The organism is Serratia sp. UGAL515B_01 (genome assembly GCF_033095805.1).
GTDB lineage: Bacteria > Pseudomonadota > Gammaproteobacteria > Enterobacterales > Enterobacteriaceae > Chania.
On record NZ_CP109901.1, the window covers coordinates 2,000,387 to 2,018,190 of the forward strand.

Below are 17,804 nucleotides of genomic sequence, written 5' to 3' on the forward strand. Positions count from 1 at the left end.
GTCGCCCCGGTTTTCAATGTTCTCCTTCGCCTATACTTACCTAGCTGGCATGAAATCCTTATATCTGTTATACCCAAGTACATTCACGTTGCAGCAAGATGATCGGTAAGAGAATCGCGCCACAGCGGCTTGAAAGACGGCGTGTATTAACAACATTTGGAGCTTTGCCGATGAGTAATCCCATGCTTTCCATTCCCTGCGTTACCCTGCAAGGAGAATACAAAACACTCGCTGATTTTCCAGCACAGGTTTACCTTGTCGTCAACACAGCCAGCAAGTGCGGTTTTACCCCACAATACCTCGGTTTAGAGAACCTATGGCAGTCATATCGCGAACGCGGCTTGATGGTTATGGGTTTTCCCTGTAACCAGTTTGGCGGACAAGAGCCGGGTAATTCAGAAGAAATCGCCAATTTTTGTCGTCTGAATTACGGTGTCAGTTTTCCGTTATTCAGCAAAATCGATGTTAACGGAGCGAATACACACCCCTTGTTTATTGAATTGAAACGTCGAGCACCGGGGCTGTTAGGCAGTGAGCGTATCAAGTGGAACTTCACGAAATTTCTGTTTCGTGCTGATAGTGAAAAAATTAAACGTTTTTCACCCACGATAGGCCCAGAGAGCCTGCGTGAGTATATCACCACCCTGTTGTCATAGTGTTTCATTAAAACTGTCAAACCAATACGTCCATGTGTTTATACCGTCCATCTTAAGAAGATGCTCTCGACACAAAATTTAACTTGATGTAACCTCCTGTCAATATGATAATGATTATCAATACAGAATTAACTTTTGATGGTTGACTTCATGGACAAACACAATAATTCCCATATGCTCCAGAGTTACTACAGCGCTTCAGAAAGCAGTGCAGACACAGCACTGCCTCCTTGCTTCGATAGCGCAGAATTGCTGGGGCAAGATGGTTTGGCTGTGATTACACATCAAGGACAGCGCTATCAGCTGCGCCAAACCAAAGCAGGGAAATTGATCCTGACTAAATAACCGCTAATTACCGCCAGCCACCCCGATCTCGTGATCCAGGCAGCCAGCAAATCTATTGATATGTTTAAAACATACGGAGAATTGCAACATGCCTGCCTTTTTATCCACCCAACTGCGTTTATCCGCAGTAAGTTTGGCGATTGCCTGCACTCTGCCAACGGTGGTTATTGCACAAACCAACACCGACGTTTCCGACACCAAGGTAAATAAGAATGCCCCTATAACCGTGGTTGCCACCGGTAACCCACGTAACAGTTTCGAAGCCCCCATGATGGTCACCGTGATCGACGGTGATAGTCCCCAGAGCCAAACGGCAACTTCTGCGGCAGATATGTTACGCCATGTTCCAGGTCTCACTGTTACCGGCGGGGGCCGTACCAACGGCCAAGATTTCACGCTACGCGGCTATGGCAAAAATGGGGTTCTGACACTGGTTGATGGCATCCGACAGGGAACGGATACCGGCCACCTCAATAGCGTTTTCCTAGATCCCTGGCTGGTAAAACGCATTGAGGTGGTACGCGGCCCATCCGCCTTACTGTATGGCAGTGGAGCTCTAGGTGGCGTTGTCGCCTTCGAAACCGTCGACGCCGCCGACCTGCTGCTGCCGGGTCATAAACAGGGTTTCCGCGTCTTCGGCAATGCTGCCACTGGCGATCACAGCCTGGGTATGGGGGCCAGTGCCTACGGTAAGACCGATAACCTTGATGGTTTGCTTTCGTTTGGTGCTCGTGACATCGGCAACATTCGCCAAGGCAACGGCTTTGACGCACCAAATGACGAAACCATAAGCAATATTCTGGCCAAAGGTACCTGGAAAATAGACGATAATCAGTCATTAAGTGGCGATCTACGCTACTACAATAACAGTGCACGGGAGCCCAAGAACCCACAAGAACCGACGGCGAGCAAAGCTAATCCGTTTACCGATCGTTCCACAATCCAGCGTGACGCCGTACTAGGTTATCAGCTGAAACCCGAAGACCAAGATTGGATTGATGCGGTAGCAAAGCTTTATACCTCGGAAGTGAAAATCAACGCGCATAATACCGGCAAAATTGACGAGTTCCGTAAGCAAACCACTCATGGTGCAAAACTGGAGAACCGTACTCAGCTGTTTAGCAACAGTTTTGCTCCTCATCTACTGACTTACGGCACAGAAACTTACCAGCAAAAACAACGACCAGACGGTAGCACCACCAGCTTTCCTGAGGCAAAGATCAACTTCTCTTCCGGTTGGTTACAAGACGAGATCACCTTGCGTGATCTGCCTATTTCTATCATCGCAGGAACACGCTACGACGACTATAAGGGAACAAGTCAGGGACATGCCGATGTCAACGCTGACAAATGGTCATCCCGAGGCGCGATTACGTTATCCCCAACGGATTGGTTGATGCTGTTCGGTTCCTATTCCCAGGCATTTCGTGCTCCAACCATGGGGGAAATGTACAACGACTCAATGCACTTCCCCGGTAACTATTGGATATCTAATCCTAATTTGAAACCGGAAACTAACAGTACGACTGAATTCGGTTTTGGCCTACGCTTCGATGACCTGCTGCTCACAGATGACACGCTTCAGTTCAAAGCCAGCTATTTCGATACGGATGCCCACGATTACATCAGCCAATACGTTGATATTCGAGGCCGTAAATCCTACTCACAAAATATTTCTCGCGCCAAAATCTGGGGTTGGGACACCACATTAAGTTACCAGAGTTACTGGTTCCGTTGGGATCTGGCTTACAACCGCACCCGTGGTAAAGATCGCTCCAATCAAGGTGAACTCAATGGCAAAAGCGGTCAATGGCTATCAGATATCTCACCAGACACCGTCACCAGTACATTGGACATCCCCGTTCCCGGAACCAGTCTTGCTGCTGGCTGGATCGCTACTCTTGCTGAGCGCTCAAACCGTGTACGCGAAGGTACCGCTGAACAAGGCGGGTATGGTGTACACGATTTCTATCTAAGCTACCAAGGCCGCGATAAGTTGAAGAATGTCACCACCTCCGTGGTGCTGGGGAACGCTTTTGATAAGGAATATTCTACTTCACAAGGTATTCCACGCGCTGGTCGTGATGCCAGACTGCTGATCAGCTATCAGTGGTAACTCTTTTTTGAACTTTTGCGGGCAAGTCATTAGCCCGCATTTAACCTAAGTAAAGGAGCAAAAATGATGAACGAAACTCTGTATCAGCGTTATCAAATGGCAAAGAACGATAATCCAGGTAAGTATGCTAGAGATTTAGCATCACTGCTCAATGTCAGTGAGGCAGAATTAATTCACGCCCGTGTCGGGCATGACGCGCAGCGCTTGCAGGCCGATGCGCGTACATTGCTGGCGGCGCTTGAACAAGTCGGCATCACCAAGTCAATCACGCGTAACCGTTTCGCGGTTCATGAACAAATAGGCCGCTATCAAAACCAATACCTTAATGGCCACGCGGGTCTGATCCTTAACCCGCGCGAACTGGATCTACGCCTGTTTCTCAATCACTGGGCCAGCGCTTTCGCGTTAACTGAAACCAATAAGCGCGGCGTTCGCCACAGCATTCAGTTCTTTGATCATCAAGGGGAAGCATTGCATAAGGTGTACACCACCGATGAAACCCATCTGGCTACCTGGCAAACACTGATCGAACGTTACCAAAGTGCTGAAAATCCTCGATTGGAACTCCGTCAGCCTGAAGAGAACAACATGGTCCATGAGGGGGTGGATACCACCAAAATCGACACTGAATGGCGTGCAATGACCGACGTACACCAATTTTTTCAACTGTTAAGCCGCAATAATCTGTCCCGCCAACAGGCATTCCGTGCCGTGGGTAACGATCTGGCCTATCGCGTCGACAACCACGCACTGTCACAAATTCTTCAAGCTGCGCAAACCGAACGGAACGAAATTATGATTTTCGTTGGCAACCGGGGATGTGTTCAGATATTTACCGGTCATATTGAGCGCCTGATGCCACAAGATGGTTGGCTGAATATCTTCAACCGCCATTTTGTCCTGCACCTGATCGAAGATGCTATTGCGGAAAGTTGGATCACCCGTAAACCGACCACAGATGGCATGGTCACCAGTCTGGAGCTGTTTGCCGCAGATGGTACACAAATCGCGCAACTTTATGGGCAGCGGACCGAGGGACAACCAGAACAAACCCAATGGCGTCAGCAGATTGCCCGCCTTGAGCCTAAGGATATCGCCGCATGAAGGTTTCATTACTCGGCAAACTGGCATTTTGTAGCCTACTGACGGTCTCATTGACAAGCATTGCCATTGAACGAATTGTCTCCATCGGCGGTGATGTGACCGAAATTACTTTCGCTCTGGGTGTCGGGGATGAGGTTATTGCACGTGACAGCACCAGCCTTCATCCTGCTGCCGCAGAGAAATTACCGAACATCGGCTATATGCGCCAACTGAATGCTGAAGGTATTCTGGCACTAAAGCCGACCTTGGTTCTGACATCCGAACTGGCGGAACCCGCTCTGGCTGTCGAACAACTGAAGGAAAGTGGCGTCAACGTGGTGCGGATCCCCGGTGATACGACGTTGCAAGCTGTAGCAAAGAAAATCCATATTATTGCCAAGGCGTTAAACCGCAACAACCAAGGTACGCAGCTAGCCGAGCGTTATCAACAGCAACTGGCGGCAATAGACACTACGCCACTGCCAGTGAAAGTATTGTTTGTTATGAGCCACGGTGGGATCACCCCACTGGCGGCCGGCCAGAATACCGCGGCAGACGCCATTATCCGTGCCGCCGGGTTGAAAAACGCGATGCAAGGATTCAATAATTACCGCCCTCTTTCACAAGAGGGCGTGATTGCCAGCGCCCCGGATTTATTATTAGTCACCACCGATACGGTTCGCTCAATGGGTGGCCTGGCGCATTTATGGCAATTGCCGGGTATCGCACTAACACCCGCCGGTAAAAAACGCCGAGTTCTCACCGTTGATGATATGGCACTACTAGGATTCGGCCTGCAAACACCCAAAGCCCTTGGCTTACTGCGTATCGCAGCGGAGCAAAAGTAATGCGTTTAAGGAGCTCACCCCGTCTGGCAATCGGCTGTTTGCTGATCCTGCTAACGCTGTTGACCCTCGGAGCCACCAATATGGGGGCTTTGACTCTCTCTTTTCATACCTTATGGCAGTTGCCGTTGAGTGATACCGCCTGGCATATCTGGCTGAATATCCGCTTGCCGCGCGTCATGCTGGCCATCGTCATCGGCTGTGCATTGGCCGTGTCAGGCGCAGTGATGCAGGGATTGTTCCGTAATCCGTTAGCCGATCCCAGCCTGTTGGGTATCAGCAGCGGTGGCGCATTGGTTGTAGCCCTTATCATCGTCATGCCTATCGCCTTACCGCCGGTTATCGCATTATACAGCCATATGTTTGCCGCCTTTTTAGGCAGCCTGTTAGTCTCAATTGTCATTTATGGTATTAGCCGCAGTGGCCACGGTAGCCTCGCACGCTTGCTGCTGGCAGGCATTGCGATTAATGCGTTGTGCATGGCAGCGATTGGCGTGCTCTCTTACCTCAGTAGCGACCAGCAACTTCGTCAATTTTCACTTTGGATGATGGGCAGCCTCAGCCAGTCACAGTGGCCAACGCTGATCGTAGCTGCATCACTGGTGTTGCCGACGGCGTTGTTGACCTTATTGCAAGCCCGTCGCCTGAATTTGCTACAGCTCGGTGATGAAGAAGCGCATTATCTCGGCGTCAATGTTCAACGAACCAAACTGCAATTGTTGTTACTCAGCGCACTGCTGATCGGCGCTGCGGTTGCCATGAGTGGTGTGATTGGCTTTATCGGCTTGGTTATTCCACATTTGGTACGTCTACGCCTTGGCGGTGATCATCGCTGGTTACTCCCTGCTTCTGCCTTGGGTGGCGCTTGCCTGCTGTTGGTCAGTGATACGCTGGCACGAACGCTGGTCGCACCGGCAGAGATGCCGGTTGGCTTGATGACCAGTCTGATTGGTGGTCCCTACTTTCTGTGGCTGGTCATATGCCAGCGGGAACGGTCAGGTGGATAATTTACCCATGCTTACGGCTAAGCAACTTCACTACAGCCGTGGAGGCCGCAAGCTGCTGACCAATATCTCGCTGAGCATAGCCAGCGGTGAAGTGGTGGCGATTATTGGCCCCAACGGTGCCGGTAAATCAACCTTACTGCGCTTGCTTACCGGCTATCAGGCAGCGGACAGCGGTGAATGTCGCCTGCTTGGCAAACCGCTCGAACAGTGGCATCCACAGCAATTGGCAAAAGTCCGTTCAGTCATGCGTCAACACAGCGAACTGGCATTTCCATTTAGTGTAGAAGAAGTGGTAGCCATGGGGCGTTCACCTTATGGCGGGCGTGATGAGCAACAGGCGATTAAGCAGGTATTGGCACAAACCGGTTGCACGGCGCTGGCTCGACGCGATTACCGACAGCTTTCTGGTGGGGAACAACAACGTGTTCAACTGGCTAGGGTACTGGTGCAGCTGTGGCAACCAAAACCAGCCCCAGCATGGTTATTCCTTGATGAACCCACCTCCGCGCTCGATCTTTATCATCAGCAACATACGTTACGTCTACTACGATCGTTGACACGTCAACAACCATTAGCCGTGTGCTGTATCCTCCATGACCTCAATCTGGCCGCCTTATATGCTGACCGCATCTTCTTGTTACACCAAGGGCGGTTAGTCGCTTCCGGTACACCACACGAAGTGCTGCAACAGGAGTGTCTGCTGCGTTGGTACCAGGCAGATCTGGGTGTCACTCTTCACCCAGATACGGCATTGCCGCAGGTTTATTTACGGCAATAGCATTGGGCCAAGGAAGGCATATACTCATCAGCTTGAACAGGATATTTCCAGGTGTTTACCCCAGTCGGGAGGCAAAGCGGCCAGATCCTCATACTCTGTATTATCGTCAAAAGGCCTCTGCAAAGCCTGATGCAAGCGGGCCAATTTGCTGACATCATCCTGTTCCGCCGCCTCTATCGCCTGCTGCGCTAGATAATTACGCAAAATCAGTTTGGGATTGGCCTTCTTCATGGCTTGCTGACGTTCAGCATCGCTCACACCCTCTTGTTGCAAACGCTGACGATAATGCTGATACCAGGTGTCAAATGCCGCTCGGTCGATAAAATCATCGCGCAGTGGCGTATCTTTATGTTGCTGCTCAACGTCACATAGCAAGCGGAACGTTCGGGTATAGTCACGCCCTTCTTGTGCCATCAGGCTTAATAAACCGGCGAGTAGATCGTTATCTGATTCAGATTGTGTAAAGAATCCCAGCTTGGCACGCATTTGTTCGCCATATGCCTGTATCAGCGCAGGTTCGTAAGCTGCCAAGGCCTCCTGTAGCTGTTCCACTGCCATCAAGCCGGAAAGCGATTGTGCCAAGCGATGTAGGTTCCACAGCCCCACTGCCGGTTGATTATCAAAAGCATAACGGCCCTGATGATCAGAATGATTGCAGATAAAATCGGGTTGATAGTCGTCCAGAAAACCGTAGGGACCATAGTCCATCGTTAGCCCCAGGATCGACATATTGTCTGTATTCATCACCCCGTGGGCGAAACCGACAGTTTGCCAATGTGCAATCATACGTGCCGTACGTTCAACAACATCGGTAAACCAGCGCGGATAGCGATCCTCTTCCTCTGCCCACTGTGGCCAGTGGCGGGTAATCACAAAGTCAGCAAGTTGTCTGACCTGGTCAGGTTGTTTACGGTAGTAAAAATGTTCGAAGTGACCGAAGCGCACATGGCTCTCTGCCACACGAAGCAACATAGCGCCACGCTCTGGCTGTTCACGAAAAACCGGATGCTCGCTGGTCACAATCGTCAGCGCACGTGTGGTGGGGATCCCCAAATGATGGAAGGCTTCTGATGCAAGAAACTCACGGATCACCGAACGCAATACGGCTCTACCATCCCCCATGCGGGAATAGGGTGTCAATCCAGCCCCTTTTAAATGCCAATCCATGACGCGACCATCCGCGAGTCTCTGCTCACCCAGCAAGATCCCTCGCCCATCACCCAACTGCCCCGCCCAAGCACCAAACTGGTGACCGCTGTAGACCTGTGCTAACGGTTGCATACCGGGAAGCAGAGTTTCGCCAGACCATACAGACGTTTTATCTGGCGTAAACCAACTGTTATCCAGCCCTAGCTCACATGCTAACGGTTGGCTGAAATAGAGCAGGCGAGCCTTGCTCAGAGGGGTTGGATTCAGCTCTGTATAGAAACCCGGTAATTGTTGATGATAAGCATTCTGAAACTGCAGCATAGCCACTCCATTTCTATTTAGCCGGCGTCCCTTAATGGCCCGAGTTAACCTCACCGTCCTGAAAGGCAGAAGGCGAGCTTAACCGTTAAGTGACATAACCTAGTGTAGAGCCAGGAGAGAACGATTAACACCGAGTAACTGTAGGGAAAACCTGCATGAGAAATCCACGAAGCAATCAGTACTACTTAATAGTGTCCCATAGCCATAGCCGCAATTCGTTAAGCTCAACCGCCTGTTGCGGGTATTGCAGTAACAGTGGTTCACAGCAGGCTGCCACCCATTCGCTGCGATAAACGCATCCCACCAGCATCTGGGCTAGCGCCTGCAATGGTGCAGGATTAAGACTGTCTGTGAAGACTTGTGCTCGTGTAATTTTGCCTTTATCGACATCGAAAAAAATGTCGACCCCCCCCCAAATAAAACGTTCGCTCAGCAGATGACTGAACGCAGGCGCTTTGCCAAAGTTCCATTCCCAGCTACTTTGCTTGGCAAATTGTTTTTCAAAATCTGGCAGGTCGGGAAACACATCTGGAGAGATCACCTCTGGCTGCGCAGTTTCTCCATAGTGAGTAAAGAATGCCTCAATAATTGCTTCACAGATCTGTTGGTGATCAATTTCGGGGACAAACTCAGCCAGGTTAGCGACCCGTGAACGAACCGAGGTAATCCCCTTGGCCTGCAACTTTTTAGGATCGGGGTTAAGATAATCCACCAAACGGTTGAGGTCGGCATTCAGTAACAACGTACCATGGTGAAACGCGCGATCCTGCGTTTCGCGATAGGCGGAGCCTGATATTTTGCGTATTCCATCCGCAGTCTCGATCACCAGGTCGTTTCGCCCGGAGGCTGATGCATCGATACCGACGTTTTTCAACGCCTGCAAGATGATGCCAGTCGAAACGGACTTATCGTAACCTGGTTTGCCAGCCATAAAAGTAAAACAGGTATTTCCCAAATCGTGGAACACTGCCCCACCACCACTGCTGCGACGAGCCAGACGGATGCCATCCTGCTCCATACGCCGAGTATTACACTCCTTCCAGGGGTTTTGTGATTGGCCAATGACGACAGTTTCCGCATTGCGCCACAAGAAGAGAATTTTTTGCGTTGTCATTTCGCGGAAGATGCACTCTTCCACAGCCAGATTAAACCAGGGATCGTGAGAGTCAGAAATCAATAAACGTAAGGAATTCATGGAGGTCACCGGAAATATTGCGATGAGATCATCATACACTAGATACATCGTGGAGCGTCAGATACGGCGAGCCTGCCAATAAACTTTGCGCCAATAGCCATTATTCAGAGAAGAGCGCGTTACACCTTTGCTGGTAGAAGCATGAATAAATTGATCGTTAGTGTCGTAAATGCCGACGTGTAAGCCATTTTCACCGCTACCGGTTTTGAAGAACAGAAGATCGCCCGGCATCAGTTCATCACGCGATACTTTATTACCAATCGCGGTTTGCTGTGCGGTAGAACGTGGTAATTGCAGGTCAAAACGATCGCGGAAAGTACGATAAACAAAACCCGAGCAGTCTATACCATTTCTATCAAGCCCACCGTAGCGGTACGGCGTGCCATACCATTGACGCAGCTGTTCATTCAATTGCGCTACCACCACAATTGAATCTGATAAACGCCCACTCGGTGGTGGCGTATGACTACTACAACCGGCAAGGATCAAGCAAGCTAATAAAAACCACTTCCGCATCACATTGTTCCCTTTACTGAAAAACGCTTTCGGATCACACCGTAACAACATTTTCACTATGCTGCTACGGTGTAAGGAGAATGCTTTGGGTTAATCTATCTCTCAAGGCAGGATAAAGACAATCTTTATAAAAGAGATAATTGCATCAATCTTGTTGGTGAGGCTTTACTGAACTGTTGGTATTAATCAGCCAAACGCCAAACAATATCAACAGCGTGCCCAACGTCTTCAGCAACGTGGCCGATTCATTAAACCACGGCAAGATCACGGCAGCCAAATACACCAGCGCATAGCTGACGCTCAACAAGGGGTAAGCGCGGTTTAACGGTAAATAGCGCAGTGCAAAGAACCAGCACAGCATTGATAACGCGTAACCGAATATACCACCACTGACAGCCAGTAATGCCAGCCAATAGTGACTGAGCAGTTGCAAAGTGATATCGGAAAATGACAGGAGAGGGATCTGCACCATACCCCATTTCATCAGCAACTGGGCTATTGTCACCAACAAAACACTGGCTGTGCCCCATGCATAACCTTTCATGGATTAAAACTCATCAGCAAGATCCCAAGCACAATCGCGCCCACGCCAAGCCAATGGCGTAGCGTCGTCGTCTCGTTGAACAACCAGCTTGCCGCTAACGTCACCAGAACAAAGTTGAAACTGAGCATCGGGTAAGCCAAGCTGAGAGGAAGGCGCTGCAAAACAATTAACCATATGGCCATGCCTAGGCCTAATGATATTATCGCCAGCACTAACCAGCGCAGCGTAACAACCAGTCTATGTTCGCTAGCCTGTTGCCAGACTTGGGCAGCCTGTTTCTGGCAGAGCTGCCCTGCACAGGTCAACAGGCTGACCATAATTACCAATAAGTAAGCCATCAGGGCAGTTGCTTGTACCACAACAACGCTAAACGACTCGTCTCGTAAACGCTGTCGGGTGTTGGCAAACTCTGCGGCACACGTTCATCTCGCGAAAGTTGCAGTACAAGTGATACATCGCCTTGTTTGCGCGCCTGTTCCAACCACTGAGGGAAATCCTCATAGCTAACGTAGCGGTTACGAGAATCCTCATAAGCCAGACCGTAGGTAACCTCACCTTTCTCGCTGAACATCAGAATATCACTGCGTTTCAATTCCCAGGCAAGACCAGCTGCAATACCCACGCTGTCTGTCATGACAAAACGGCTCTGGTTCAACACCGAAATGTTGTTTTGGATAAAGTGCTGCGGCTGCTTGGAATCTATCACCTGTTGTGGAATGGCATAGCCGATCAACAGACAAAGCAGTAGCGGACATGCAGCCGCCCAGGTCCAACGTTGTGCATTGTTACGTGCCGAAACAACCGCAAATAGCATCCAGCCAGCAAAAGCAATGATGCCAAAAATGATTTTCGGCCATTCATTTGCAGAAAACAGTTCTACGTTAGGTAATACCCCTGTTCCTATCAACACCAATCCAATAATGCCTGTCAGACCAAATAGGCCGTTCAACAAAGCGTTGACTTTGAAAACGCGAGTTCGCAACTGTGTAACACAATCCTCGGCGTATGCCGCCATCAGCAGCGCCATCGGCGCCATACAGGGTAAGATGTAGGTGAGCAATTTACCTTTAGCGATACTGAAGAAAATCAAGGGCATGATCACCCAGCTCAGCAGAAAAAACAGCTCTGGTCGTTGCACACGCTCACGCCATCCTTTGAGCAGCGATCCAGGCAGCAGTCCTAACCACGGTAGCACCGCTGCGACCAATATTGGCAGGTAGTACCAGAATGGTGCCTTATGCTGAGCATTGTCATCGGCAAAGCGTTGAATATGCTCAATCCAGAAAAAATAATTCCAGTAATCAGGCTCACTTCGTGCCACTGCCAGTGCCCACGGCAGGCTTAACAGCGCAGCAACAACGACCGCTACAGGGCCGTAGCAGAACAATTCCTTGATTTTCCGCTGTTGAATAACAATCGGTATCACTGAAATCACCGGCACGGCAAGCGCCAGGAACCCCTTGGTCATGAATCCCATACCGCAGGCAAGCCCAAGCAATACGTATCCCGCCAGTTTCCCCTTGGCAGTGCTGGCTTTCAGTGTCAGGTAATAACTCACCATCGCCGCCGTTAGCCACAATGAGATCATAGGATCCAGTACGCTGTAAGTGCCAACGCTGAATACCAGTACCATCGACAGGAAGATTAACGCGGCCAGGCACGCACGGCGCGCGTTCTTCCACATCAGCCACGCCAATGCAAAGACCAACAGCGCGGTGAGAGCTGTACTGAATACCGAAGCAAAGCGTACGGCAAAATTATTCTCGCCGAACAATAACTGGCTTACGTTATTAAACCAATAACCTGCAACGGGTTTTTCAAAATAACGTAGGCCGAGCAGATTGGGCACAACCCAATCCCCCTTTGCCACCATTTCGCGGCTGATTTCCGCATAACGGGTTTCATCCGGCTGCCATAGCAGACGCCCATTGAGCGGGATCAGATACACCAGAACAAAAAAAATGGCCAATACAATGGCCCAGGTTCCTTTCAGCGCTTTCATTAAACGTCTTTTCCCTCTATCTCGGTTTGACAACCTAACCAGCCTTCACGGCCAGGAAACGGCGCTCGCGTGATGCGGCCCAACGGCAATGATGCCGTATCTTTTGGTAGCAGCGCGCTTAACGGGCAAAACTCTATGCCCTGCTGGCGCGCACGCTGCAATAATTGTTCGAACATGGCAGATTGAGACATTCCCTCAACTTCAGCATGAATGGTATACACAGGTACACCACGATCATTCTCGATTGCATGCAGAATGTAATCGTTGAAGTTTTCGACACTGACTTCGCTGCCAATCACTTCATCAAACGTAGGAAGTGTCACTGGGATCTGTACTGTTCCAGGCTGCCCATTATCTAATAAAGGACGAAACGGATGTGTGCCCCGGCAATCGCTATTGAAATCAAAGTTAAAACCTTGCTTAGCATCTACGACACGTTGATCAGCGCGCCATCCAGCAACTGCCGACGATTTAACCGGTTGCCCGATACACGCAGTCAATGCATCAAGGCCCAATTGGATCTGATGCGTCAACTCTTCTTTAGACCAGCGCCCAACACGTGCCTGCCAACCTTGATGATCCCAGGCATGTAGCCCCACTTCATGTCCCATCTCTAAAGTGCGCCTCATCAACGCGCCAAAAGCATGAGAAATGTTACGCCCAGGCCAAGCGGTACCGGCTAACAGGATATCCCAGCCATAGAGTGATGCAGCGTTTGAACGCAGCATTTTCATCAGGAATTTAGGTCGAAGCAGGCGCCACAAGTGGCGCCCCATATTGTCCGGCCCTACGCTGAAGAAGAAACTGGCCTGAATGTCATATTTATCAAACAGGTCCAGCAAACACGGCACGCCTTCACGAGTGCCGCTGAAGGTATCTACATCAACTCGCAGACCGACTTTCTTCATTCACCGCTACCTTCCTTTACTGTGGTACGCAGGAAATAGTCCAATGTATCGGCAACGGTCTGTTGCATGGCAATCGTCGGCTGCCAGCCGAGCAGACGGCGCGCATTTTTGATACTTGGCGTACGGTGCTCAACATCCTGATAGCCTTTACCATAGTAGCTGCTGCTTTCCACATCTTTGAAACCGGCAAACGGAGGGAAATTACCGCGCAGCGGGTGTTCGTTGAAGCTGGCCAGTAACATTTCAGCCAGTTCACGAATGCTTGCTTCATTGGTTGGGTTACCGATGTTAATAATCTGGCCATCGCAAAGCCCATCACGGTTTTCAATAATGCGATACAGCGCTTCAATGCCATCGTTGATATCAGTGAAGCAACGTTTTTGTGCGCCACCATCCATCAATTTGATTGGTGAACCTTCAACCAGATTAAGGATCAACTGAGTGATAGCGCGCGAAGACCCGATACGTGCCGCATCAAGATTATCCAACCGCGGCCCCATCCAGTTAAATGGACGGAACAGCGTGAATTTCAGACCTTCTTTAGCACCATAAGCCCAGATAACACGATCCAGTAGCTGCTTGGATACCGAGTAAATCCAACGCTGCTTGCTGATTGGCCCAACGATCAAACGCGAGCTATCCTCGTCAAACTCTTTATCGTCACACATTCCATAAACTTCTGAAGTGGAAGGGAAGATAATGCGTTTGTTGTATTTCACGCAGTCGCGGACAATTTTCAGGTTTTCTTCAAAATCCAGTTCAAATACACGCAACGGGTTGCGGGTGTATTCGATCGGCGTAGCGATCGCCACCAACGGCAATACCACGTCGCATTTCTTGATGTGATATTCGATCCACTCTGAATGAATACTGATATCTCCTTCCACAAAGTGGAAGCGAGGGTTGTCCAGAAAACGGCTGATGGCATCAGAACCGATATCCAAACCGTAGATATCATAACGATCATCTCGTAATAAACGCTCAGTCAGGTGGTTACCGATAAAGCCATTAACCCCAAGGATCAATACACGGGTTCTGCGCTTCATGATAGCACTGGGTTTTGGCGCCAATCGAACATCGGTAACAATGCCCATTTCCAGCGCCAAACGGCTACCCTGCACATACAGACCAGACTCGCTTTGACCGGCCATAATTTCTAAGGCACCCTCGCCACAAGCAATCACCAGAGGAGAAGTGTTCAATACGGTGCCAGGCTGTTTGCTATGCTGCGTATCCAGAACTTGTGAACGCCATACGATCAATTTGCGCTGGCCTAGATAACTAAATGCACCTGGATACGGTTCGGTAACCGCACGGACCAGATTGTTAATCTCATGGGCCGATTTGTGCCAATGGATCTCACCATCTGCCGCAGTACGACGACCAAAATAGCTGGCACTCGCTTCATCTTGGGCGGTAAAAGTCGCCGTGCCGTTTTTCAATTTCGGCAGTTGTTCTTCGAGTAACGCCTGTGAAGCTTCTAACACTTTCTTGTGCAGCGTCAACGAAGTGTCGGTTTCATGAATAGCGACTTTCTTTTGACCAGCAATATCCCCTGCATCCGGGCGTTTTACCATTTTATGCAGCGTTGCTCCGGTTTCGGTTTCGCCGTTGACCAGTGCCCAATTTATCGGGGCACGGCCACGGTAGCGAGGAAGTAGCGAGCCATGCAGATTAAAACCGCCTTTCGGTGCCAAGGACAGGATTTCTTCGCTCAGCATATTGCGGTAGTAGAATGAAAAGATGATATCAGGTTGTAGTTCACGAATTCGTTCCACCCAGAGCGGATGGTTAACATCTTCTGGCGCATATACCGGTAAATCCAGCTCAGCACCCAAGCGGGCAACGGAAGAAAAGAAGTTGTTCTCACCAGGATCGTCGGTATGCGTAAACACAGCCTGCACATCATAGCCCGCTTCAGTCAGTGCTTTCAGCCCTGCACAACCAATATCATGGTAAGCAAATACGATAGCTTTCATCATTCTTCTTCCTGAGTGTTTTGGGTCTGCTTCTCGCCGACCACTTTCTGAATAAAATAGCGCGGGCGAGCACGGACATCATTATAAATGCGGCCGATATACTCCCCCAACAAACCCATACCGACAAACTGTGCCCCAATGAAGGTAAACAGCACAGCAAAAAGCGTAAATACGCCACCAGCAGCCCATTCCGGCCCTAAAATCAAACGCAGAGTAATCAACAATACCGCCAATATAAATCCTGATAACGCGATCACACTACCTACCACACTTAATAAACGCAGGGGCGTTGTGGTCAGGGAGGTGACAAGATCATACATCAGGTTGATCAGTCGCATTAGGCTGTATTTGGAATCACCAAATTCACGCTCGGCATGCCGTACTTCGATTTCCGTGGTGCGACGAGCGAAAGTATTTGCCAAGATCGGAATAAAGGTACTGCGTTCATGACAGTGCAGCATGGCATCAACGATATGGCGGCGATAGGCGCGCAGCATGCAACCGTAGTCACCCATCGATTTACCGGTAGCGCTTTGGATCATCATATTGATCATGCGGGAAGCCGTTTTGCGAAACCAGGAATCCTGTCGATTGGCACGCACGGTGCCTACAACATCATATCCTTCCTCTGCCACACTGACTAAACGCGGAATTTCTTCCGGTGGGTTTTGCAGGTCAGCGTCTAAAGTGATCACCAGATCACCGCTAACCTGATTGAACCCCGCCATAATCGCCGAATGTTGCCCGTAATTGCGGTTAAGCAATACTGCAATAATACAGCTGCCGGGCTGGTTCGCCGCAGCACTGAGTATTTCAGCAGAATTATCACTACTGCCATCATCAACCAGAATAATTTCATAAGGTTGCAGGAGTTGTTTACAAGCGTTTGTGGTGCGCTCCAGTAAAGCCGGCAAACTTTCCTGCTCGTTGAATACCGGGATTACCACAGAGACTTTTTTAATCGGTTCAGCGCGAGACACTGGAAGACTCCAAAACTGAGAATAAGGCGCTGACCACGCGGTCAACATCGGCGTTGGTCATATCAGGAAATAGCGGTAGGGTACATAAGCATGCCGAGTTCCATTCGGTATTCGGCAGAGAAAGTTGTGGGTAGCGTTCACGGTAAAACTTTTGCGTGTGGGCAGCGCGAAAATGCAACCCAGTGCCAATACCAAACTCTTTCAAGCGTTCCATCAGCTGGTCACGTTCAATACCGCAGCGGCGCGCATCGACACGAACCATAAACAGATGCCATGCATGGTCGTGCGGATAATCCGGCAAGCCCAAAGGTTGGAATGGCGAGTCTTTCAGTGCGACAAGATAGCGTTCGGCCAATGCCTTACGGCGGGCATTTAACGCCGGTAGACGTGCGAGTTGTACGACAGCAATCGCTGCATGAATGTCTGAAAGGTTGTACTTGTAACCAGGCTCAACAACTTCAGCCTGTGGTTTGCGCCCTTGCAACTGGCGGTCAAAAGCATCAACACCCAAGCCATGAAACTTCAGACAACGAACCCGATCGGCAAGCACATCATCATCGGTGGCAATCAGCCCACCTTCAGCACAGGTCAAATTTTTAATTGCGTGGAAGGAGAAAATGGCAGTCCCTCTAGCGCCGACCCACTCGCCGTTAAAACGAGCGCCTACAGCGTGTGCTGCATCTTCGATCAGAGGAATGCTATGGCGCTGCGCGACGTCGCGCAAAGCGTCCATGTGTAATGGCGCACCGGCATAGTGAACAGGGATGATAACTTTCGTCCGCGGAGTGATTGCGGCTTCTACATCAGCGGCGTTGACCATCAACGTATCACGATCAACATCAATCATTACCGGGGTAGCCCCCAATAATTCGATCATGTTAAGAGTGGAAACCCAAGTCTGTGAGGGGGTTATCACCTCATCTCCTGGGCCTATACCCAATGCCATCAAGGTGACATGCATACCGGCAGTCGCAGAACATACCGCCACGGCATGCTTACACCCGAAGGTTTTACAAAACTCATTCTCCAACTGCTGATTTTGCGGCCCCGTGGTGATCCAGCCAGAGCGCAATACCTTTTCTACCGCAGCCACTTCTTCATCACCAATCGCCGGGCGTGAAAAAGGCAGGAATTGATCCATAGTTAAGACCCCAAACGTCTCGAAATTTTTCTGCCACTGTAAAACTCAGATATTTAATAGAAGTTAAACACCCGAGAGAATGCATGCTCGTGGTTTATCTACAGCTTTAATCGGTAAGCATTATCATATAATTTAGCTTAGGGATATATCCTTAAGCCATGGCCCGCACCAGCGATGAAAACCATTGTGCAATCAGCGTATTATATTGATAAAGTTATCTTTATTTAGAACGCAGAAAG

At 49.9% G+C, this 17,804-nt stretch carries 17 protein-coding genes; 7 read left to right on the top strand and 10 right to left on the bottom strand.

Annotated elements, in window-relative coordinates:
• Nucleotides 1–170: 170 nt before the first annotated feature.
• The 7 genes from OK023_RS09140 (at nt 171) to OK023_RS09170 (ending at nt 6,830) form a co-directional block, all read left to right on the top strand.
• Nucleotides 171–656: a glutathione peroxidase gene (locus tag OK023_RS09140; RefSeq protein ID WP_317697229.1), complete on the top strand. Its 486-nt coding sequence runs from the start codon at nt 171–173 to the stop codon at nt 654–656.
• Between the two features lie 174 nt (nt 657–830).
• On the top strand, nt 831–1,001 hold the full coding sequence (gene hemP / locus OK023_RS09145) for a hemin uptake protein HemP (protein ID WP_317697602.1): 171 nt from the start codon (nt 831–833) through the stop codon (nt 999–1,001).
• A gap of 88 nt (nt 1,002–1,089) precedes the next feature.
• A complete protein-coding gene (locus tag OK023_RS09150; protein ID WP_317697231.1) occupies nt 1,090–3,117 on the top strand; it encodes a TonB-dependent hemoglobin/transferrin/lactoferrin family receptor in 2,028 nt (675 codons plus the stop codon).
• A 66-nt stretch (nt 3,118–3,183) separates the two neighbouring features.
• A complete protein-coding gene (locus OK023_RS09155; protein WP_317697604.1) occupies nt 3,184–4,221 on the top strand; it encodes a hemin-degrading factor in 1,038 nt (345 codons plus the stop codon).
• Nucleotides 4,218–5,048: a hemin ABC transporter substrate-binding protein gene (locus OK023_RS09160; RefSeq protein WP_317697233.1), complete on the top strand. Its 831-nt coding sequence runs from the start codon at nt 4,218–4,220 to the stop codon at nt 5,046–5,048. Before OK023_RS09155 ends, OK023_RS09160 begins: the two co-directional genes overlap by 4 nt.
• Nucleotides 5,048–6,052 (top strand): iron ABC transporter permease, encoded by a 1,005-nt coding sequence (locus OK023_RS09165; RefSeq protein ID WP_317697235.1) that lies wholly within the window; start codon nt 5,048–5,050, stop codon nt 6,050–6,052. Before OK023_RS09160 ends, OK023_RS09165 begins: the two co-directional genes overlap by 1 nt.
• A 7-nt stretch (nt 6,053–6,059) precedes the next feature.
• Nucleotides 6,060–6,830, top strand: a complete 771-nt coding sequence (locus tag OK023_RS09170) for a heme ABC transporter ATP-binding protein (protein ID WP_317697237.1) — start codon at nt 6,060–6,062, stop codon at nt 6,828–6,830.
• 27 nt (nt 6,831–6,857) lie between these two features.
• On the opposite strand, the gene OK023_RS09175 is transcribed toward OK023_RS09170, so the two are convergent.
• The 10 genes from OK023_RS09175 to arnB all read right to left on the bottom strand — a co-directional run bounded on the left by OK023_RS09175 (nt 6,858) and on the right by arnB (nt 17,565).
• Entirely contained in the window at nt 6,858–8,300 is a 1,443-nt protein-coding gene (locus OK023_RS09175; protein WP_317697239.1) for a protein adenylyltransferase SelO, read from the bottom strand.
• 181 nt (nt 8,301–8,481) lie between these two features.
• Complete coding sequence (locus OK023_RS09180) at nt 8,482–9,495, bottom strand: lipoate--protein ligase A (protein ID WP_317697241.1); 1,014 nt, start codon at nt 9,493–9,495, stop codon at nt 8,482–8,484.
• A 57-nt stretch (nt 9,496–9,552) separates the two neighbouring features.
• Nucleotides 9,553–10,011: an NlpC/P60 family protein gene (locus tag OK023_RS09185; RefSeq protein ID WP_317697243.1), complete on the bottom strand. Its 459-nt coding sequence runs from the start codon at nt 10,009–10,011 to the stop codon at nt 9,553–9,555.
• A gap of 145 nt (nt 10,012–10,156) precedes the next feature.
• The gene (gene arnF / locus OK023_RS09190; RefSeq protein ID WP_317697246.1) at nt 10,157–10,555 is read right to left on the bottom strand and encodes a 4-amino-4-deoxy-L-arabinose-phosphoundecaprenol flippase subunit ArnF; all 399 of its coding nucleotides are present in this window, start codon (nt 10,553–10,555) and stop codon (nt 10,157–10,159) included.
• The gene (gene arnE, locus OK023_RS09195) at nt 10,552–10,893 is read right to left on the bottom strand and encodes a 4-amino-4-deoxy-L-arabinose-phosphoundecaprenol flippase subunit ArnE (protein ID WP_411569400.1); all 342 of its coding nucleotides are present in this window, start codon (nt 10,891–10,893) and stop codon (nt 10,552–10,554) included. The genes arnF and arnE overlap by 4 nt, the downstream gene beginning before the upstream one ends.
• Nucleotides 10,893–12,557, bottom strand: a complete 1,665-nt coding sequence (gene arnT / locus OK023_RS09200) for a lipid IV(A) 4-amino-4-deoxy-L-arabinosyltransferase (protein WP_317697249.1) — start codon at nt 12,555–12,557, stop codon at nt 10,893–10,895. The genes arnE and arnT overlap by 1 nt, the downstream gene beginning before the upstream one ends.
• Nucleotides 12,557–13,465, bottom strand: coding sequence for a 4-deoxy-4-formamido-L-arabinose-phosphoundecaprenol deformylase (gene arnD, locus OK023_RS09205; protein ID WP_317697252.1), 909 nt, complete (start codon nt 13,463–13,465; stop codon nt 12,557–12,559). Before arnD ends, arnT begins: the two co-directional genes overlap by 1 nt.
• Complete coding sequence (gene arnA / locus OK023_RS09210; protein ID WP_317697608.1) at nt 13,462–15,444, bottom strand: bifunctional UDP-4-amino-4-deoxy-L-arabinose formyltransferase/UDP-glucuronic acid oxidase ArnA; 1,983 nt, start codon at nt 15,442–15,444, stop codon at nt 13,462–13,464. Before arnA ends, arnD begins: the two co-directional genes overlap by 4 nt.
• Complete coding sequence (arnC, locus tag OK023_RS09215) at nt 15,444–16,424, bottom strand: undecaprenyl-phosphate 4-deoxy-4-formamido-L-arabinose transferase (protein ID WP_317697254.1); 981 nt, start codon at nt 16,422–16,424, stop codon at nt 15,444–15,446. Before arnC ends, arnA begins: the two co-directional genes overlap by 1 nt.
• On the bottom strand, nt 16,411–17,565 hold the full coding sequence (gene arnB / locus OK023_RS09220; RefSeq protein WP_317697257.1) for a UDP-4-amino-4-deoxy-L-arabinose aminotransferase: 1,155 nt from the start codon (nt 17,563–17,565) through the stop codon (nt 16,411–16,413). Before arnB ends, arnC begins: the two co-directional genes overlap by 14 nt.
• Between the last annotated feature and the right edge of the window lie 239 nt (nt 17,566–17,804).

Coding starts and splice junctions, on each gene's coding strand:
- arnF (WP_317697246.1), bottom strand. CDS start 10,555: ATGAAAGGTTATGCATGGGGCACAGCCAGTGTTTTGTTGGTGACAATA.
- arnE (WP_411569400.1), bottom strand. CDS start 10,893: ATGGCTTACTTATTGGTAATTATGGTCAGCCTGTTGACCTGTGCAGGG.
- hemP (WP_317697602.1), top strand. CDS start 831: ATGCTCCAGAGTTACTACAGCGCTTCAGAAAGCAGTGCAGACACAGCA.
- OK023_RS09160 (WP_317697233.1), top strand. CDS start 4,218: ATGAAGGTTTCATTACTCGGCAAACTGGCATTTTGTAGCCTACTGACG.
- OK023_RS09140 (WP_317697229.1), top strand. CDS start 171: ATGAGTAATCCCATGCTTTCCATTCCCTGCGTTACCCTGCAAGGAGAA.
- arnD (WP_317697252.1), bottom strand. CDS start 13,465: ATGAAGAAAGTCGGTCTGCGAGTTGATGTAGATACCTTCAGCGGCACT.
- OK023_RS09150 (WP_317697231.1), top strand. CDS start 1,090: ATGCCTGCCTTTTTATCCACCCAACTGCGTTTATCCGCAGTAAGTTTG.
- arnA (WP_317697608.1), bottom strand. CDS start 15,444: ATGAAAGCTATCGTATTTGCTTACCATGATATTGGTTGTGCAGGGCTG.
- OK023_RS09180 (WP_317697241.1), bottom strand. CDS start 9,495: ATGAATTCCTTACGTTTATTGATTTCTGACTCTCACGATCCCTGGTTT.
- arnT (WP_317697249.1), bottom strand. CDS start 12,557: ATGAAAGCGCTGAAAGGAACCTGGGCCATTGTATTGGCCATTTTTTTT.
- OK023_RS09185 (WP_317697243.1), bottom strand. CDS start 10,011: ATGCGGAAGTGGTTTTTATTAGCTTGCTTGATCCTTGCCGGTTGTAGT.
- OK023_RS09155 (WP_317697604.1), top strand. CDS start 3,184: ATGAACGAAACTCTGTATCAGCGTTATCAAATGGCAAAGAACGATAAT.
- OK023_RS09170 (WP_317697237.1), top strand. CDS start 6,060: ATGCTTACGGCTAAGCAACTTCACTACAGCCGTGGAGGCCGCAAGCTG.
- OK023_RS09165 (WP_317697235.1), top strand. CDS start 5,048: ATGCGTTTAAGGAGCTCACCCCGTCTGGCAATCGGCTGTTTGCTGATC.
- arnB (WP_317697257.1), bottom strand. CDS start 17,565: ATGGATCAATTCCTGCCTTTTTCACGCCCGGCGATTGGTGATGAAGAA.
- OK023_RS09175 (WP_317697239.1), bottom strand. CDS start 8,300: ATGCTGCAGTTTCAGAATGCTTATCATCAACAATTACCGGGTTTCTAT.